This window comes from Peribacillus folii (assembly GCF_030271255.1).
Lineage (GTDB): Bacteria > Bacillota > Bacilli > Bacillales > DSM-1321 > Peribacillus.
In genome coordinates this window covers 129,403-148,375 of record NZ_JASJOM010000007.1, presented here as the reverse complement: position 1 = coordinate 148,375, position 18,973 = coordinate 129,403, and the positions used below count along the sequence as shown (strand labels likewise).

The window sequence follows — 18,973 nt, the reverse complement described above, 5'->3', positions numbered from 1 at the left end:
TCCGATTCATGATAAGTCGGTGAATCGGGAAATTTATGAGGTGAATGATTTGTTTGATCGATTGCAAGCAGTAGAAGATAGATATGAAAGATTGAATGAACTATTAAGTGACCCGGAAATCATCAATGACTCCAAGAAACTAAGGGAATTCTCCAAGGAGCAAGCCGGCATTCAAGAAACGGCATCGACCTATAAGGAATATAAAACGGTTCGTGAGCAATTCCAGGAAGCCAAGGCGATGCTTGATGATAAGCTTGATGCGGATATGCGCGATATGGTAAAAGAAGAAATCAGTGAGCTTGAGGAGACGATAAAAGGTCTTGAAGATAAGCTGAAAATATTGCTCATCCCGAAGGATCCGAACGATGATAAAAACGTAATCATGGAGATTCGCGGCGCGGCAGGCGGAGATGAAGCGGCATTATTTGCGGGCAGTCTTTACCGCATGTATAGCCGGTTTGCCGAGGTCCAGGGCTGGCGTACGGAGGTCATTGAGGCAAGCCCCACTGGTCTTGGGGGCTACAAGGAAATCATCTTCATGATTAACGGAAATGGCGCTTACTCCAAATTGAAATTCGAAAATGGGGCCCATCGCGTTCAGCGGGTTCCGGAAACCGAGTCTGGCGGCCGGATCCACACCTCCACGGCCACGGTTGCCGTTTTACCGGAGGCCGAGGAAGTGGAAGTCGAAATCCATGACAAGGATGTCCGCGTCGATACGTTCGCATCCAGTGGTCCCGGAGGGCAAAGTGTCAATACGACCATGTCTGCGGTGCGATTGACCCACATCCCCACTAATACGGTTGTATCTTGTCAGGATGAAAAATCACAGATCAAGAACAAAGAAAAGGCCATGAAGGTGCTGCGGGCGAGGGTATACGATAAAATCCATCGTGAAGTGCAGGCGGAATATGATCAAAATAGGAAGCTGGCTGTCGGGACGGGCGATCGTTCTGAACGAATTCGTACGTATAACTTCCCGCAAAACCGCGTTACCGATCACCGTATCGGTTTAACGATCCAGAAGCTCGATCAAATCATGGAAGGCAAGCTTGATGAGGTCGTGGATGCTTTAATCATGGAAGACCAATCTTCAAGACTGGAAAATGCGGATGAGTGATTCCGCGCTGAAAGTGTTCGAAGCCCTTAAGTGGGCTTCTTCATTTTTAAAGGAGAATGATCGTGATGCCAATGCCGGTGAAATCCTGTTGCGGCATTACCTGAAACAAACCCGCTCCATGCTGTTGGCGAACCTGCATGAGGAGCTGAGTGAAGCTGATTTTGGACGTTTCAAGAAGGCTGTGGAGCTTCATGTTAAGGGGACGCCGATCCAATATATAATCGGCAGTGAAGAATTTTATGGACGGACCTTTTTGGTGAATGAAGAAGTGCTCATCCCGAGACCTGAAACGGAGGAGTTGATTTATCATGCACTCCGTAAGATACCGGCCATTTTTGAAAAGGGCCGGCAGCTCCGTTTAGCGGATATCGGTACTGGAAGCGGTGCGATTGCGATTACGATGAAGCTTGAAGAAACGAGCTTGCTCGTATGTGCTACCGATATAGCCGAAGCCTCCCTAGAAGTGGCGAGGGAAAATGCGCGAGAGCTCGGTGCAGAGGTGCAGTTCATGCAGGGTGATTTGCTTTTGCCGTGCATGGAGAAAAACCAAAAGGTCGATATCCTTTTATCGAATCCTCCATATATCCCGATTGATGATCAAAAATCGATGTCGGTAGTGGTAACGGGTCATGAACCGCATCGTGCCTTATTTGCGGGCAGAGATGGTCTGGACTTTTACAGACGCTTTATGGAACAGTTGCCGCTGGTCATGAACAAGCCTGGTCTGATTGGATTCGAGGTGGGAGCTGGTCAGGGGCAGGCGGTTGCCGACATGCTGCTGAGGACGTTCCCTGCAGCCATGGTATCCGTTGAAAATGACATTAATGAAAAAGATCGAATGGTCTTTGCCGAATTACGTTGATCCGTCCCTTCTTAGGGGCGGATTTTTATTCATGTGGCATCTAGTTTGCGTATCATTTTTTCATTTTACTAGTTTAAGATAGATGAAAAATGGCGAGACTGATTCATGTGAGGGGGCGAAGGCGATGAAAACTAAACATTTAGCCATTATTTATCTATTAATCTTAACGATAGGAACGATCGTAAGTATATATATCCCGAAAGCGGAGGTGGCTGGTGCCGAGCAAACCCAAGTGATTCCGGATGAAGCGATACGCCTGCGGATACTGGCAAATAGCGATGAAGAAAAGGATCAAGCGGTCAAAAGGTTAATCAGGGATGAGGTCAATAAGGATATCACGGAGTGGGTGCGGGAGCTGACTTCCTTGGATGAGGCGAGGGATGTGATCACCTCTCATCTGCCTGAGATTCAAGCAACGGCGGAAGCGGTCGTAAGGGAGAATGGTTTGCAACAGTCAGTGAAGGTTGATTTTGGACAAGCGGAATTTCCGACGAAGCTTTACGGGCAATATTTGTATCCGGCAGGGGAATATGAAGCGGTGATCATTACACTTGGTGAAGGTGAAGGCGCCAATTGGTGGTGCGTGTTGTTTCCACCATTGTGCTTTCTTGATTTTTCGAATGGTACCGCCGTGAGCCAAAGTCCGATGCCGGACGAAGAAGAAGAAGGGGAGCCGGAATCGACAGGAAAGGTGTATGCTGCAACGAAGGAAGAAAAGAGACCGGCACCAGCTGAACAGGTAAAGGCGGAAGTCACTGAGGAAGACGTAAAAGCGTCTGAGGAACAGGTAATGGAAGAAGCGGAACAGCCGGCTGCACAGGAAGAGACGGTGAAGCAGGAGGATGCAGAACCGCAAGGAAAAGCAAACCGACCGGTAACGGCAGTGGAAAATGAAGACAAACTAGCAGCAACGGGTGACCAAAACCAACAAAAATTGTATGAAGGGGAAAAGGAGCCTGAGGTTGAAGTGAAGTCATTATTTGCGGAGATTATCCATGAGCTATTCTAAAATGGGGGCGATGGCCCTCATTTTTTGCTACGATATGGGGAGTAAACAACATATCCACAAAGTTATTAACAAAATATCGAAAAAGTCTGTCATTAATGATTAATATCCACAAACTTATCCACCGTTTCGATATGTTTATCCACAATTTGTGGATAACACTTGAATTCTGTGTATACTTCTTTTATACTTTCAAAGTACTTTTAAGTAAAAACTGTGCGATTTAATAGAAAAATCGTTAATATAGAAGCAATTGGATAAAAAAAGAAATGGTAAAAGGCGATGGTGTTTAAAATGGAAACGAAAATATGGTCAGTGGATAAAAATGTGGATAATGTACAAAGTTATCCCCAAATTACAGAGCCGGCTCAATTATTACAGGCTGGCCAAGTGGTTGCTTTTCCTACAGAGACCGTTTATGGACTAGGAGCGAATGCCAAAAGTGACGAAGCGGTGAAAAAAGTGTTTGAAGCGAAGGGGCGTCCAAGTGATAATCCTTTGATCGTTCATATAGCCTCTGAAGGTCAGCTGGAGGAAATTGTTGAAGACATTCCTGATAAGGCGCGGAGGCTGATGGATGAATTTTGGCCGGGACCTTTGACTTTGATCTTGAAACATAAACCAGGCAAGCTTTCTAACCTCGTGACAGCCGGTTTGAATACGGTTGGGATTAGAATGCCTGATCATCAGGTTGCCCTAGGCATCATTCGCGCGAGTAATCTGCCTATTGCAGCTCCCAGTGCGAATACATCAGGCAAACCAAGTCCTACCTCAGCTAAACATGTCGAGGTTGACTTATTCGGGCGGATTGCAGGAATAGTCGATGGAGGCGCGACGGGTGTAGGCGTAGAATCCACGGTCCTTGATTGTACGGTTGAGGTCCCCGTGATTTTAAGGCCCGGCGGGGTGACCCTGGAACAGCTGGAGGCCGTCGTCGGGGAAGTGCAGCAGGATGTCGCGTTGAAGAATCAGGAAACGGCTCCAAAGGCACCGGGTATGAAATACACCCACTATGCACCAAAGGCCCCTCTATATGTTGTCAAAGGTCATCCGGCTTTCCTGCAAAGGATTGCGGATGAACAAAGAAGTGAAGGGTTCAAGGTCGGCATCATGGCAGCCCGTGAACATGAAAGTGAATATAGTGCGGATCATATGGTCATTCCTGGTTCGTTGGCGGATTTGCACACAGTCGCCACAGGGTTATATGATGCTTTACGTCAGTTTGATGAGGTGGATGTGGATATCATATTAAGTGAAAGCTTTCCCGAATCCGGAATAGGTGCTGCAGTCATGAACCGGCTTGAGAAGGCGGCAGGCCACCAGATCATCGACGAAAAACATGTATAAATAAGAGCGGGTTTATTCTTCTAATTCTTTTCGGACATGCATAACATGTAGTAGGCACGTCCGAGGGAGGATTGGAATGAATACATTTGCTGGAGAAATCATCACCTTATTGCTTATGGCATTCGCGTTGGGAATGGATGCCTTTTCAGTCGGCCTTGGTATGGGAATGTTCAAGCTGAGATTGAGGCAAATATTTTCTATAGGGCTGATCGTAGGCATTTTTCATATTTGGATGCCTTTGCTTGGTATGGGGGCAGGTCGTTTCATTTCAGAAAAATTCGGGACCTTCGCCACGTACGCAGGTGGACTTTTGTTGATAATCCTTGGAGTGCAAATGTTCATTCCTGGTAAAAAGGATGAATCCGGTTCAAGGGAGAATAAAATGCTGGCCCCTGTTGGAAAAGGTTTGCTGATATTCGCCTTAGGCGTAAGCCTGGATAGCTTTTCAGTTGGCCTCACTCTGGGGATTTACGGGGCGAAAACGGTTGTGACCGTCCTTTGCTTTGGGATTGCGGCCACCCTTTTGACGTGGGCCGGTCTTTTGCTTGGAAGAAAAATGCAGGGATTGCTCGGAGTATATAGTGAGATCCTTGGCGGCAGCATCCTTTGTGCGTTTGGCTTGAAATTATTGTTCTCATTATAAATAAACCCAATTTCATATCGGGCCTTCCTCAACTGTTCCGTTTCTGGGGCGGTTTTTATTTTTCTTTCTGGCCTATAAAATATGAACGGTGGCTTATAATGGAGAAAAAGGGAGGCTTTAAAATGATTCGAATACTATTCGTATGTACAGGCAACACATGCAGGAGCCCGATGGCAGAAGCGATTTTAAAGAATAAGAACATTCCCGGTGTGGAAGTGAGGTCGGCTGGCGTCCATGCCTCGCCTGGGCAGGGAGCTTCCATGCATGCCAAAAATATTCTTGTTGAAAATGACATTTTACATACTCATCAATCGAACCCCCTGACCAAGGCGGAAATGGAATGGGCGACTCATATTTTTACCATGACCCAAGGCCATAAAACAGTCATCATCAGGGGATTTCCCGATCTGATTGATAAGACTTTTACTTTAAAAGAGTTCGTTCTTGACGATACATATGATAGAGACATAATCGACCCATTTGGCGGTTCGGAAGGCATTTATCGTGAAACGTTCAAGGAGCTGCAGGACTTAATTGAAAAATTGGTCATGAAGCTGAAAGGGTAAGAAGTCCACAGGGGGAAACGGAATGGCGGAAAATTTGGGTTATAAGTTTGGTTTGAGAAAGAAATTAGTTATTTTCATCACGGTCCTCGCTCTAATTACCTATTCGATCTCGGCGTTTTTCATCTTTGTGATCCATCCCATGTTTTTTGCTAAAATGAATTCACTTGGTTTTGGTGCAGGGACGCTTTTGTTGGGGATATTGTGGTCGGGGATCCTTGCGTTTTTTGCAGCTGGTGTCATTACCAAACCATTGAAAAAATTGGAAAAGGCCGTGCTTGGTGCCGCTGAAGGCAGCATTAAGGAAGAAGTGGCGCTGCCGAAGACGGATGATGAAATCCGTTCATTGGGCATTGCCTTCAACCATATGCTCTCTAACCTGAGAGAGATGGTTCAGAATATTGAAGCGAATTTCCATGAGACGAACGAAAAGGTCATCGATATTTCCCAAGAATCATCAAAAGCATCGGAACAGGCGGAAAACGTGGCAACGACGATCGGGGAAATCTCAAGGGGGGCGGAAACCTCAGCGGCTTCCATCATGAATACGGCAGAATCGATAGATGAGGTCACGATTCTCGCCCAGAAGGTACAAACGAAAGCGCAGGATTCCGTCGGTCTATCAGGGAAAATGGCAGCAGAACTCATCCGGAGTAAAACGGTAGTCAACTCCTTGGTCGATGGCATTAAGCAGCTGGCGAAAGAAAATCAACAGTCATTGGAAACCGTCAAGCGCTTGGAGGAACATGCGAAAAAAGTGGAGCAAATCATCGGGCTTGTCGGCGATATCGCGGCACAGACGAACCTGCTTGCACTGAATGCCTCCATTGAAGCTGCCCGGGCGGGGGAACATGGAAAAGGGTTTGCCGTTGTTGCAGAAGAAGTACGCCTATTAGCGGATCAAAGTGCCAAAGCCGTGCAAGGCATTTCGAACCTGGTACAAAATATTCAAGTCGAAGTCCAGGCTGTCGTCAAACAGATAAGCGATCAAGTCAATTCGGCAAATGAAGAAGCCCAAAAGGGGACGGAAACGGATATTGCCATAGAAGGCATGACAAAAACGGTACATAATGTTGTTGCTGCAGTAAAAGATATTACAGAGCTTGTTGACCGTCAAATGGAAAGTGTCGAGGAAACATCAAGGCAGTCCCAGGAAGTTGCTGCCATCGCCCAGCAGACATCTGCAGGAGCGGTAGAAGTCTTGGCCACGACAAATGAGCAAGTCAACATGATGGGAAATGTCGAAAAGTTGGCGTTGGAACTTAAATACCAAGCGGAAAAGCTGAAAAGTACGATTTCACGCTTTCACACTTGATTTTTTCCCCGCAGGAGACCCCTTTTCGGTTTCCTGCTTCTTTTTGGGCATGTGTGCATGGCAGCCTTTATCTTTTCATAATTTTGTGACACAATGAAATCAATAAATAGCAAGGGGAGGATTTTGATGAAAGTTGCGATTGCCTCGGATCATGGTGGAATTCATATCCGTGAAGAAATCAAGAATTTAATGAATGAGTTACAGATCCCGTTTGAGGATTTTGGCTGTGAATGCAGCACGTCAGTCGATTACCCGGATTATGCCCTGCCTGTTGCTGAAAAAGTGGCAAACGGTGAGTTCGATCGGGGCATCTTGATTTGTGGCACTGGAATCGGAATGAGCATTGCAGCGAATAAAGTGAAAGGGATTCGCTGTGCCTTGGTGCATGATGTCTATAGCGCTAAATTGACCCGTCAGCACAATGACACCAATATGCTGGCGATGGGAGAGCGTGTCATTGGACCGGGGCTTGCCCGGGAAATCGCCCAAACATGGCTCACTTCGGAATTTGAAGGCGGCCGGCACCAAAACAGGATCGGTAAGATAGCCGACTATGAAGCTAAACATAGCTGAAAAGAATGAACATTTCTTCGGATAGCAAGTTTTCTTATTGAAAGGATGCGTTTTCATGTCAAATGAAGCTAACATTTCAAATGAGCTTGAAAGATGGGAAAACCAGTTCCGGCAGCTTTTGCAAGAGTTTCAAGAAGATGCGGCATTAAAAGAGAAACAACTATTGGTCATTGGCTGCAGTACAAGTGAAGTGGTCGGAAAGCGGATTGGCACGGAAGGAACGCTTGATGTTGCCGGAATGATATTTTCCGTTATCAGTGATTTTCAAGAAAAAACCGGTGTCCAAGTTGCCTATCAATGCTGCGAGCATCTTAATCGGGCCTTGGTTTTGCAAAGGGAAGAAGCTGTGCGAAGAGGTTATGAAGAAGTTTCCGTCATACCTGTCAGGAAGGCGGGAGGATCCATGGCAACATACGCCTTTCAACAATGGGAAGATGCCGTTGTCGTGGAGCATATAAAAGCGGAAGCGGGCATAGACATTGGGGATACCTTCATTGGCATGCACTTAAAGCATGTGGCCGTCCCGCTTCGATCATCGATTAAGGAAATCGGGCACGCACACGTGACCATGGCAAAAACCCGCCCCAAACTTATCGGCGGGGAGCGGGCCGTCTATCAGGACATTTCTGTCAACAAAAGCTGTCACTAAAAGGCGGGTTGCTTTGCTCGGATAATAAATAAAAGGGTTTCGGAAAGCGCATTCCGGAGCCCTTTTTGATTTGGGGATCATCGGTACGTCCTATCCTGATGAAGAATAACGGAATTGATAGCAAAGCGGCTTAGATAGACGAGCTCCATCCAGGCGTGCTTTTTTGCGGATCATCATAAAGTCTGCAAACGGTATTTCAAGGGGAATGAGAAATTTTTCATGATGAAATCCAGGTTAAGTGAGGAATTATACAAAAATAATAAGTTAAATACGAACATTTTTAAATATAAAAACATCTAACGTTCGATAAAATTACACTATCACTTCTAAAATAGACATGTTAAAATGGAGAAGAATTTTCTAATTATTTTGGACAGGCTTTTTCATGCCTTTTTGAAGGCATGTTGCACATATATACTAAAAAGCGAATCACGCACAATTTGAGGAGGAATTACGGAATGAATCGTTTAGCCAAGCAAGATGAGCAAGTATTTAACGCAATTCAACTGGAATTAGGGCGTCAAAGAAGCAAGATTGAGCTTATTGCTTCTGAGAACTTCGTGAGTGAGGCAGTCATGGAAGCTCAAGGATCTGTCCTAACCAATAAGTATGCAGAAGGATATCCTGGAAAACGTTATTATGGCGGCTGCGAGTACGTCGATATCGTGGAAGACCTAGCTCGCGACCGTGCAAAAGAGATCTTCGGCGGGGAGTATGTGAACGTACAGCCGCACTCTGGGGCCCAGGCTAATATGGCGGTCTACTTTACTGTGCTGGAAACCGGCGACACTGTGCTTGGCATGAACCTTTCCCATGGTGGACATTTAACGCATGGCAGCCCGGTAAATTTCAGTGGTGTCAATTATAATTTTGTTGAATATGGCGTTGATGAAAAGGATCACCTTATCGATTATAATGATGTATTGGAAAAGGCGCGTCAGCACAAACCGAAAATGATCGTCGCAGGTGCGAGCGCATATCCACGGGAAATTGATTTCAAGCGATTCCGCGAAATTGCGGATGAAGTCGGAGCTTATTTAATGGTCGATATGGCCCATATCGCTGGTCTTGTTGCTGCAGGATTGCATCAAAGTCCGATCCCTTATGCGGATTTCGTAACGACAACGACTCACAAGACACTTCGCGGACCACGCGGCGGGATGATCATCTGTAAGGAAGAGTTTGGCAAGAAAATTGACAAATCCATCTTCCCTGGAATACAGGGCGGGCCATTGATGCATGTAATCTCCGCTAAGGCTGTTGCCTTCGGCGAAGCGCTTCAAGAGGATTTTAAAGTCTATGCACAGCAAATCATCGACAACGCCAAGAGATTGGGCGAAGGCTTGAAGAAGGAAGGGTTCACCCTCGTTTCTGATGGGACGGACAACCACTTGATCCTTCTTGATGTACGCTCTACAGGATTGACTGGCAAAATAGCAGAACACGTTCTTGATGAAATCGGGATCACCGTTAACAAAAATGCAATTCCTTACGATCCGGAAAAACCATTCGTGACGAGTGGTATTCGTATCGGAACCGCTGCTGTGACATCACGCGGATTCGGTTTGGAAGACATGGATGAAATAGCCTCCATCATCGGACTTGTTCTGAAGAATAATGAAGATGAAGCCAAACTTGAAGAAGCAAAACAGCGTGTTGAATCACTAACGAAAAAATTCGAATTATATCCTTCATTGTAATATCGGAGCCGCTCCTATTTAGGAGCGGCTTTTTTCTGGCATTCATGAAAGGGTTATATTATTGAAGAATCTGAATTATGAAAATAGGTCTGACATCTAAACCTTTATTGAAGATTGAATCTTTTTTCTGTAAAATAGGTTGAAGTGAATTTAAAGGCGCACGAAAGTTTTTCTATTCAAATAGGGAAATCATAAAAAGAGCAAAATTAAGCAATGGAATTGGAGAGATGCCAAATGGGAAAAGTATTTGTTTTCGATCACCCGTTAATACAACACAAATTAGCTTATATACGCGATGTAAATACAGGAACAAAAGAATTCCGTGAACTAGTCGATGAAGTGGCTTCATTGATGGCGTTTGAAATCACTAGGGACATGCCACTTGAAGAGGTGGAAATCCAGACACCGGTCAGCACGGCCAAAGTGAAGATGCTTTCAGGTAAAAAAGTGGGAATCGTACCAATTTTGCGAGCGGGCATAGGGATGGTGGACGGAATCATTAAACTGATTCCTGCTGCAAAGGTTGGCCATGTCGGTCTATACCGTGATCCGGAAACATTGAAGCCAGTCGAATACTATGCGAAAATGCCGAGTGATTTGGCGGAAAGGGAATGTATCGTCGTTGATCCGATGCTAGCTACCGGCGGTTCTGCCATCGAAGCGATCCACTCCATCAAAAAGCGCGGTGCGGTCAATATTAAATTCATGTGTCTGATTGCAGCTCCTGAAGGAGTGGATGCATTGAAAGAAGCTCATCCTGATGTGGATATTTATATTGCAGGACTTGATGAGAAACTGAATGAACATGGTTATATCGTCCCAGGTCTGGGAGACGCGGGAGATCGTTTATTCGGCACAAAATAATGGATAGAAACTGAGGTGTCACGAATGAATAAACCGATTAAGGTCATGACAATTTTCGGGACGAGACCGGAAGCCGTCAAAATGGCTCCCTTAGTTTTGGAATTCCAAAAACACCCACAACATTTCAAGCCGATCGTTGCCGTAACGGCCCAGCACCGTCAAATGCTGGATCAAGTCCTCGAATTATTTTCGATCCAGCCGGATTATGATCTGAACATCATGAAGGATAGGCAAACACTTGCCGATATCACAACAAGGGCTTTAAATGGTCTTGATTCCATAATGAAGGAAGCTGAACCTGATATCGTTCTAGTTCATGGCGATACGACTACAACATTTGCCGCCAGCCTTGCAGCCTTTTACAATCAGGTCGTCATTGGCCATGTAGAAGCGGGGCTGCGCACTTGGAATAAGTATTCACCATACCCGGAAGAAATGAATCGTCAGCTTACCGGGACGATGGCGGACTTGCATTTTGCTCCGACTTCAAAAGCGGAAGAGAATTTATTGAATGAAAACAAGAAGGACAATATTTTTGTGACGGGAAATACGGCGACCGATGCCTTGAAAACGACGGTACGGTCTTCTTATACCCATCCGGTTTTAAATGATTTGGGAGAAGATAGGCTCGTTTTGCTGACTGCTCATCGCAGGGAGAATTTAGGAGATCCGATGCGGAATATCTTCAGGGCCGTCAAAAGACTCATTGCCGAGCACGATGACATTCAAGTCGTATACCCAGTTCATTTAAATCCGCTTGTTCAAGAGCTGGCACATGAAGTTCTTGGAGATGAACCGAGGGTCCATTTAATCGAGCCATTGGATGTGCTGGATTTTCATAACTTCGCTTCAAAGGCTTACTTGATCATGACCGATTCTGGGGGCATCCAGGAAGAAGCGCCGTCACTTGGCGTACCCGTACTGGTTTTAAGGGATACGACCGAACGTCCTGAAGGGATATTGGCTGGTACTTTGAAATTGGCGGGCACTGATGAGCAGATTGTTTTCAATATGGCACATGAGTTGCTTACGAACGAAGAAGAACATGAGAAAATGTCCAGGGCATCAAATCCATACGGTGATGGGAATGCTTCGGCCCGGATAGCTGAAGCAATCCGTTACTATTTCAAGCAAGTGGATGCACCGCCTGCTAGATTCAATTGATAATGAAGGAAAGCTTAGCCGTTTCTCCTTTTAGACTGCAGACAAACTCGTTTTGTCTGCAGTTTTTTTGTTTTGATGGTTGGATCGTTCCGTCGCCTTTTACTGTGTGTGAAAATGAAAGGCGCATCCTAAAAGCCCAGGTATTGGAGGACTTGTACGGTGAACATTCCATTTCATTGCAGGCGTTCCCTTTCGGCGGTCGGTCGGGGAGCCTCCTCGGCTGCATCTGCGGGACTCGCATAGACATGCATTTCCTAAGCGGCCGTTTCGTTCCTTCCGGTTTTTTTCGTTTTACGGAAGTGCGACACGAGTTACTTGCATCAATCAGCGATTGCTTGTGATTGTTTCAAATTCAAGAATGGGTTTGGCAATGAGGTAAGTGGAGAGGAAAAGCGAGACGTCTTTTCCTTTTTTGTTTGCATACTCCAAGGTTGTTGAGAAAAGCTAACAGCTAAGGGGATGATTATGTTGACGCTGAAAAAGAAATTGTTCATATATATATTTGTTTTTCTTCTATTATTTACTTATTCATTCGAAACGGGGACGGCATCCGTCATCTTGCCGCCTTTGCCAAAACTACCTGAATCGAAGGAAGTGACGGTCGTTGTCATGATGGATAAAGCCATCGAGCAAGAAAAAATCAATGAATTGGTTGGGAAATATCCAACGCTTCAGTTACGGAAGGTTTATTCCGTTGCTCTTCATGGGTTTTCGCTTCGCGGGAGAATCCAGGAGATTGAAAAATTGAAAAAGGAAAATGATATCCAGGACATTACGGAGGTTTCCACGTATCATGCTGTGTTAGATGAAAGTGTCCCATACATAGGAGGAGAGAGAGTTAGGGCTTTCTTCGATAAGGAGAACCATCGAATTACCGGAAAAGGAGTTAAAGTGGGGGTAATCGACACGGGAATCGATTATACACATCCGGATTTGCAACGGACCTATAGGGGGGGGGAGGATCTGGTTGATGGTGATGAGGATCCGATGGAAACTAAAAATCAGGGGGAGCTAAATACATTACATGGTACTCACGTTGCTGGTATCATTGCTGCCAATGGGAAGATGAAGGGTGTAGCACCGGAAGCAGAGGTATATGCATATCGAGCGTTGGGACCGGGGGGCGCGGGAGATACCGAGCAAGTTTTGACGGCTATCGAATCGGCAATGATGGATAAGATGGATGTCTTGAACCTTTCTCTCGGCAATAACGTAAATGGGCCGGATTTACCGATATCGCTTGCATTGAATAAGGCTGTCGAAAGCGGCATCGTGGCCGTGACATCTAATGGAAATTCCGGTCCGGAAGTATGGACTGTCGGATCGCCGGGGACGTCGGAAAAAGCGATTTCCGTCGGGGCGTCGACTCCTCCTTTAAAGGTGCCATTCATGATTTACGGCCTAGGCTCAAAAAAGCATTATACACGATTGCATTCATTTCAAGGATCAAGGAAATGGAATTTGGCATTTTCTGAAGATGTGATGGACGGAGGCCTTGGGTATGAAAAAGACCTAAAGCATGCCCGTGGTGCAATTGTATTGCTGGAGCGCGGGACGCTCACATTCCAGCAGAAGGCAACCAATGCTGCGAAGGCTGGTGCGAAAGGCGTGATTATCTATAATAATACGGCCGGCACCTTTAGCGGAAGCTTGGAAAAGGAATTGAATATCCCGGTTGCTTCTATTAATAGAAGAGACGGGTTGCGTCTTAAGCAAGTCATGGAGCAAGAGCATAGTAAAACCGTGCGCTTTTTATATAAAACCGAACAGGATAAACTTGCTGATTTCAGTTCAAGGGGCCCGGTGACAGTTTCATGGGGAATAAAACCGGACGTACTGGCGCCTGGAGTCGAGATCGAAAGCACCATTCCTGGTGGGTATATGTCGCTTGACGGTACAAGCATGTCGGCGCCGCATGTTGCAGGAGCGTGCGCGTTAATATTGCAAAAGCATCCGGAATGGACCCCTGATCAAGTGAAATCGGCATTGATGAGTACATCTAAACCATTAGAAAAATCTGCAGGCGAGTATTATCACACATACGAACAAGGTGCCGGACGCATCCAGCTCGACGAAGCCCTGAAGGCTGACACACTTCTGAATCCAAGCTCGTTATCCTTTGGGATGTATACGAAAAAGGGCGGGATCGAAGAGCACCATGAAACGATATGGATTGAAAATACAGGAACGAAGTTGAGGAACTATTCTTTCATGGTGCCATTAAAGGAGAAGGGGCTCACATGGGAATTGCCGAAATCCCTGACATTGAAGCCGAAGGAAAAGAAACGGCTGAAAGTGGGGCTTCAGGTAAACCCCGCAGAAATGGAAAAGGGAGTCTTCGATGGATACCTGCTTATAATGGAAGGAACGAAGAAGATCTCCCTTCCTTACCTATATGTGAAAGAAGAGCCTGATTATCCAAGAGTGATGGGTTTTGATTTTGGACAAGGAGATCGAGCCGGGACTTATCGATACGAAATGTACCTTCCGAGGGGGGCCGAGGAATTCGGAATTGCCCTTTACGAAGAAGAAAGCTTGAAATTCGTTGGATATCTGGACTGGTCGAAGCCAGCACCTTCCGGATTGATAAAAAAAGATGTATTGCAGAAGAATTTACCGCCGAAGGGAGTTTATAAAGCGATTATCTTTGCGAGGAGGAATGGAAGGGAAGATAGGGTGGAAAAGACGTTACATATTGAGTGAAGATAGGACGATATGTAAAATAAATCGGTTGTCAATAGTATAAAAAAGATAATTTGTGAACAATTCGTTAATAATTACAAACCTGTGACAAATTTCACTAACCACTCATTGACAATGATTCTAGCCTATTGTATGCTAACAAAGGATGTAGAATGAGAGGGGTTTCATACGTCAATAATGTGACAAATAGGAGTGCTTCATCGACTCTCTATTTGGACTTATTACGGGCAAATTTACCTTGCTAACCCACAGATCTACAATATATCTAGGGAGATTACATGACAAAATGCTAGAATTGGAAAAAATGTTCAATAGGCAGCTGAAATTCATGCTGTATCTAATGGGTATTTATGTGATTGGGGTGGCATTCACATCATATGATTCAGTCTTCCAAGGATTGTTGCTTGGTACTGCCTTCAGCCTGTTTATTTTTTGGTCCATGGTCAAAAAAAACAAAAAGTTTGCCCAAGAAGTAGCGGAAGGTAAAAAAACGCGCTCACTTGGTAGCTTAACTAGAATGTCTGTGGCGGGTTTAGCTGCGATTATTGCATTGAGGTATCCCTATGAGTTTCAAGTGGTCTGCGTGGTTGTGGGATTAATGACGGTTTATTTTGTCATTATGATAGATTATTTTATACAAAACATACGTAGGTAGTAAAGAAGAGAGGTGAATACTGTTGAATCATGAAGCTCCTATGTGGGAATTTATGGAGACTGGGATACATTTCAATTTGTCTAATGTACTAATGATGACGATCGCAAGTCTCATCGTTTTCATCATTGCTGTAACAGCAACTCGTAAACTTGCGATGAAGCCAACAGGAATGCAAAACTTTATCGAATGGGTTATGGATTTTGTCAAAAACATCATCAACAGCAATATGGATTGGCGTACGGGTGGTCAGTTCCTTATGTTGGGAATGACATTAATATTGTACGTGTTTGTTTCGAATATGCTAGGATTGCCTTTCTCGATTGTAATAGGAGGAGAGCTCTGGTGGAAATCACCTACATCTGATCCAGCAATAACTCTAGCCTTGGCGGTCATGGTATTGGGGCTGACCCATTATTATGGTATCAAGATGAGGGGTATGAAGAATTATGCAAAAACGTATGTCCAACCAATGGGTTTCTTGTTTCCGTTAAAGATTATTGAAGAGCTTGCCAATACGTTGACTCTTGGATTGCGGCTATACGGAAATATCTATGCAGGTGAGTTACTGCTAACCTTGCTGGCTGGCTTAGGCACAAGCGGCGCATTTGGTGCAATCGGTGCGGCGATTCCAATGTTGGCTTGGGAAGGGTTCAGTGTGTTTGTTGGGTCCATTCAAGCATTCATTTTTACTATGTTAACAATGGTTTATCTTTCCCATAAAGTTAGTGACGACCATTAATTATAAGTATTGTTCATTTTGAACATTATATTGATTTAAAAAATAAAACAAACATTTCAAGGAGGAAATTTATCATGACAGGTTCTTTAGGTCTTATAGCTGCTGCTATCGCAGTTGGATTAGGTGCACTAGGTGCGGGTATTGGTAACGGTCTTATCGTTGGACGTACAATTGAAGGAATGGCGCGTCAGCCAGAAGCTCGTGGTATGCTTCAAACGACTATGTTCGTCGGTATCGCTTTAGTTGAGGCACTACCGATCATCGCGGTAGTTATCGCGTTCATCGTTCTAGGTAAATAAGATAATTTGAAAAAGTTCAATAATGGCGAAGATGATCCAAGGAGAACCTTCGCCATTGCTCTGTGTTAAAGTGAATGATTATCATGGCAGGGTGCTGCCAATTGAAAATACAGAACTTCAATAGTGAATCTCATGAAGGGAGTGAACCGAGCGTGTTAACAAGCAATTTTGTACTTGGTCAAGCAGGCCATTTTAATGGTGGAGATATCATATACCAGCTTTTCATCTTTATCGTATTGTTAGCGTTGCTTAAGAAGTTTGCATGGGGTCCATTGATGGGCATCATGAAAGAGCGTGAAGCGCATGTCGCAAACGAAATCGAAGCAGCTGAAGTTAGTAGAAAAGAAGCGTTGAAGTATTTGGAAGAACAGCGTGAAATCGTAAAACAATCTCGCACAGAAGCGGGACAGCTTATAGAGAATGCTAAACAACAAGGTGAGGCTCAACGCGAAGATATCATCAATCAAGCGCGTGCTGAAGCTGAACGTGTTAAGGAATCGGCAAAACGTGAAATCGTACAAGAGAGAGAAAAAGCAGTTGCCGCATTGCGCGAGCAAGTTGCATCTTTATCTGTAATGATTGCATCTAAGGTGATTGAAAAAGAACTATCACAAGCTGATCAAGAAAAATTAATAAATGAATATATTCAAGAGGCAGGAGAAGGTAAATGAGCGATATAACTGTAGCAGGACGTTATGCTGTAGCTCTTTTCCAAATTGCCAAAGAGCAAAATCTCATTAACCAACTTGAAGAAGAGCTTCGCATAGTTCATGAAGTTTTCACGAAGGATAAAGAGCTGTTAAGCTTCTTGGCTCATCCTAAAATGACTGGCGATGCCAAACGCGAAGTGATGAAAAATGCCTTTGCAGGAATATCACCTTCCGTTCAAAACACTGTAATGCTAATGGTCGAGCGTCATCGTACAGCTGAAGTTGCTCCCATGGCAGAAGAGTTCATTGAATTAGCTAATGAAGAAAATTCAGTTGCGGATGCGACTGTTTATACGGTCAATCCTTTAACTGAAGCTGAAGCGGAAGCTGTGTCTTCAGCTTTTGCTGCAAAAATCGGCAAACGGAATTTACGCATTACCAATATTACGGATAGCTCGATCATTGGCGGAATGAAGCTCCAAATCGGCAACCGTATTTATGACGGGACGATCAGCGGCAAGTTAGATCGCCTTAGCAAACAACTATTAGGTTAATATTCACAGATAGGGGTGAAATTCATGAGCATCAAAGCTGAAGAAATCAGTGCGCTGATTAAAAAGCAGATTGAAAACTATCAGTCGGAAATTAAAGTAAGCGATGTGGGTACAGTCATCACGGTTGGTGATGGTATCGCACGCGTTCATGGTTTAGATAATGCAATGTCTGGGGAGCTCTTAGAATTTTCCAATGGTTCGATGGGTCTGGCACAAAACCTGGAGCAAAATAACGTAGGTGTTGTTATCCTTGGACCATTCAGAGACATTAAAGAAGGCAGTGAAGTTCGCCGTACGGGAAGAATCATGGAAGTTCCTGTAGGAGAAGAATTAATCGGGCGTGTCGTGAACCCGCTTGGACAACCACTAGATGGTCTTGGTCCTATCGCTACAACAAAAACTCGTCCAATCGAGAGCCCTGCAACAGGTGTAATGGACCGTAAATCAGTTCATGAGCCACTTCAAACAGGAATTAAAGCAATCGATGCATTAGTTCCGATCGGTCGCGGACAACGTGAGTTAATCATCGGTGACCGTCAAACTGGTAAAACATCCGTTGCGATCGATACGATCCTTAACCAAGCTGACCAAGATATGATCTGTATCTATGTTGCTATCGGACAAAAGGAATCAACGGTTCGTGGAACGGTTGAAACGCTTCGTAAAAACGGTGCATTGGACTACACAATCGTAGTATCTGCTTCCGCTTCTCAACCTGCACCACTTTTATACCTAGCTCCTTATGCTGGTGTGACAATGGGTGAAGAGTTCATGTTCGCTGGTAAGCACGTTCTTGTCGTGTACGATGATTTATCAAAACAAGCATCTGCATACCGTGAACTTTCCTTGCTACTTCGCCGTCCTCCAGGCCGTGAAGCATTCCCAGGGGATGTATTCTACTTGCACTCACGTTTACTTGAGCGTGCAGCAAAATTGAACGACACGCTAGGTGCTGGTTCAATCACTGCGCTTCCATTTGTTGAAACACAAGCAGGCGATATCTCTGCTTACATTCCAACAAACGTTATTTCCATCACGGATGGACAAATCTTCTTGCAATCCGATTTGTTCTTCTCAGGAGTACGCCCTGCGATCAACGCTGGTCTTTCCGTATCCCGTGTAGGTGGATCTGCACAAATTAAAGCGATGAAAAAAGTTGCCGGTACATTGCGTTTGGACTTGGCTTCATACCGTGAATTGGAGGCATTCTCTCAATTCGGTTCTGATCTGGATGCTGCAACACAAGCAAAACTTAACCGTGGTGCTCGTACAGTTGAAGTCCTTAAACAAGATCTGAACAAACCGATTAAAGTTGAAAAACAAGTCATGATTTTCTATGCTTTGACTAAAGGTCATCTAGATGATATTCCAGTATCGGATATCCTTCGTTTTGAAGAAGAATACTATGTGTTCCTTGATCGTTCTCATCCGGAATTATTAGATCACATTCGCACAACTAAGGGTCTTCCTGAAGATGCTGCAGTCGTTGCTGCCATTAACGAATTCAAAAAGAACTTCGTTATTTCTGAATAATAAGGTCTAACTAATTTTTAAAGGGTGGTGAGAA

19 protein-coding genes are annotated in these 18,973 nt (G+C 44.8%); all 19 read left to right on the top strand.

All coding sequences use genetic code 11. The features are described 5' to 3' along the window. The first annotated feature begins 49 nt into the window (after positions 1–49). Positions 50–1,120 carry a peptide chain release factor 1 gene (prfA, locus tag QNI08_RS13490; RefSeq protein WP_285767936.1) on the top strand — a complete coding sequence of 357 codons (1,071 nt, stop codon included), beginning with the start codon at positions 50–52 and terminating at the stop codon, positions 1,118–1,120. Then, on the top strand, positions 1,113–1,982 hold the full coding sequence (gene prmC / locus QNI08_RS13485) for a peptide chain release factor N(5)-glutamine methyltransferase (protein WP_285767935.1): 870 nt from the start codon (positions 1,113–1,115) through the stop codon (positions 1,980–1,982). Before prfA ends, prmC begins: the two co-directional genes overlap by 8 nt. Positions 1,983–2,106: 124 nt before the next feature. Further along, entirely contained in the window at positions 2,107–2,991 is an 885-nt protein-coding gene (gene spoIIR / locus QNI08_RS13480) for a stage II sporulation protein R (RefSeq protein ID WP_285767934.1), read from the top strand. 291 nt (positions 2,992–3,282) lie between these two features. Further along, on the top strand, positions 3,283–4,335 hold the full coding sequence (locus QNI08_RS13475; protein WP_285767933.1) for an L-threonylcarbamoyladenylate synthase: 1,053 nt from the start codon (positions 3,283–3,285) through the stop codon (positions 4,333–4,335). A gap of 76 nt (positions 4,336–4,411) precedes the next feature. Continuing rightward, the gene (locus tag QNI08_RS13470; protein WP_285767932.1) at positions 4,412–4,978 is read left to right on the top strand and encodes a manganese efflux pump MntP; all 567 of its coding nucleotides are present in this window, start codon (positions 4,412–4,414) and stop codon (positions 4,976–4,978) included. A gap of 122 nt (positions 4,979–5,100) precedes the next feature. Beyond that, a complete protein-coding gene (locus QNI08_RS13465; RefSeq protein WP_285767931.1) occupies positions 5,101–5,544 on the top strand; it encodes a low molecular weight protein arginine phosphatase in 444 nt (147 codons plus the stop codon). 22 nt (positions 5,545–5,566) lie between these two features. Continuing rightward, the gene (locus QNI08_RS13460; RefSeq protein ID WP_285767930.1) at positions 5,567–6,856 is read left to right on the top strand and encodes a methyl-accepting chemotaxis protein; all 1,290 of its coding nucleotides are present in this window, start codon (positions 5,567–5,569) and stop codon (positions 6,854–6,856) included. Positions 6,857–6,982: 126 nt separating this feature from the next. Beyond that, complete coding sequence (gene rpiB / locus QNI08_RS13455; RefSeq protein ID WP_285767929.1) at positions 6,983–7,429, top strand: ribose 5-phosphate isomerase B; 447 nt, start codon at positions 6,983–6,985, stop codon at positions 7,427–7,429. A gap of 55 nt (positions 7,430–7,484) precedes the next feature. Beyond that, positions 7,485–8,078 carry a TIGR01440 family protein gene (locus QNI08_RS13450; RefSeq protein ID WP_285767928.1) on the top strand — a complete coding sequence of 198 codons (594 nt, stop codon included), beginning with the start codon at positions 7,485–7,487 and terminating at the stop codon, positions 8,076–8,078. A 458-nt stretch (positions 8,079–8,536) separates the two neighbouring features. After that, on the top strand, positions 8,537–9,778 hold the full coding sequence (locus tag QNI08_RS13445; RefSeq protein WP_285767927.1) for a serine hydroxymethyltransferase: 1,242 nt from the start codon (positions 8,537–8,539) through the stop codon (positions 9,776–9,778). Positions 9,779–10,012: 234 nt separating this feature from the next. Continuing rightward, positions 10,013–10,642 (top strand): uracil phosphoribosyltransferase, encoded by a 630-nt coding sequence (gene upp / locus QNI08_RS13440; RefSeq protein ID WP_285767926.1) that lies wholly within the window; start codon positions 10,013–10,015, stop codon positions 10,640–10,642. A gap of 24 nt (positions 10,643–10,666) precedes the next feature. Further along, entirely contained in the window at positions 10,667–11,806 is a 1,140-nt protein-coding gene (wecB, locus tag QNI08_RS13435) for a non-hydrolyzing UDP-N-acetylglucosamine 2-epimerase (protein WP_285767925.1), read from the top strand. Between the two features lie 465 nt (positions 11,807–12,271). Then, positions 12,272–14,509 (top strand): S8 family serine peptidase, encoded by a 2,238-nt coding sequence (locus QNI08_RS13430; protein ID WP_285767924.1) that lies wholly within the window; start codon positions 12,272–12,274, stop codon positions 14,507–14,509. Between the two features lie 286 nt (positions 14,510–14,795). Continuing rightward, positions 14,796–15,164: an ATP synthase subunit I gene (locus QNI08_RS13425; protein ID WP_285767923.1), complete on the top strand. Its 369-nt coding sequence runs from the start codon at positions 14,796–14,798 to the stop codon at positions 15,162–15,164. A gap of 22 nt (positions 15,165–15,186) precedes the next feature. Next, positions 15,187–15,903: a F0F1 ATP synthase subunit A gene (atpB, locus tag QNI08_RS13420; RefSeq protein ID WP_285767922.1), complete on the top strand. Its 717-nt coding sequence runs from the start codon at positions 15,187–15,189 to the stop codon at positions 15,901–15,903. Positions 15,904–15,977: 74 nt separating this feature from the next. Continuing rightward, a complete protein-coding gene (gene atpE, locus QNI08_RS13415) occupies positions 15,978–16,202 on the top strand; it encodes a F0F1 ATP synthase subunit C (protein WP_061141280.1) in 225 nt (74 codons plus the stop codon). 152 nt (positions 16,203–16,354) lie between these two features. Then, on the top strand, positions 16,355–16,873 hold the full coding sequence (gene atpF, locus QNI08_RS13410; protein ID WP_285768115.1) for a F0F1 ATP synthase subunit B: 519 nt from the start codon (positions 16,355–16,357) through the stop codon (positions 16,871–16,873). Beyond that, the gene (locus QNI08_RS13405) at positions 16,870–17,406 is read left to right on the top strand and encodes a F0F1 ATP synthase subunit delta (protein ID WP_285767921.1); all 537 of its coding nucleotides are present in this window, start codon (positions 16,870–16,872) and stop codon (positions 17,404–17,406) included. The genes atpF and QNI08_RS13405 overlap by 4 nt, the downstream gene beginning before the upstream one ends. Before the next feature lie 24 nt (positions 17,407–17,430). After that, positions 17,431–18,939, top strand: a complete 1,509-nt coding sequence (gene atpA, locus QNI08_RS13400) for a F0F1 ATP synthase subunit alpha (protein ID WP_061141278.1) — start codon at positions 17,431–17,433, stop codon at positions 18,937–18,939. Positions 18,940–18,973 lie beyond the last annotated feature (34 nt).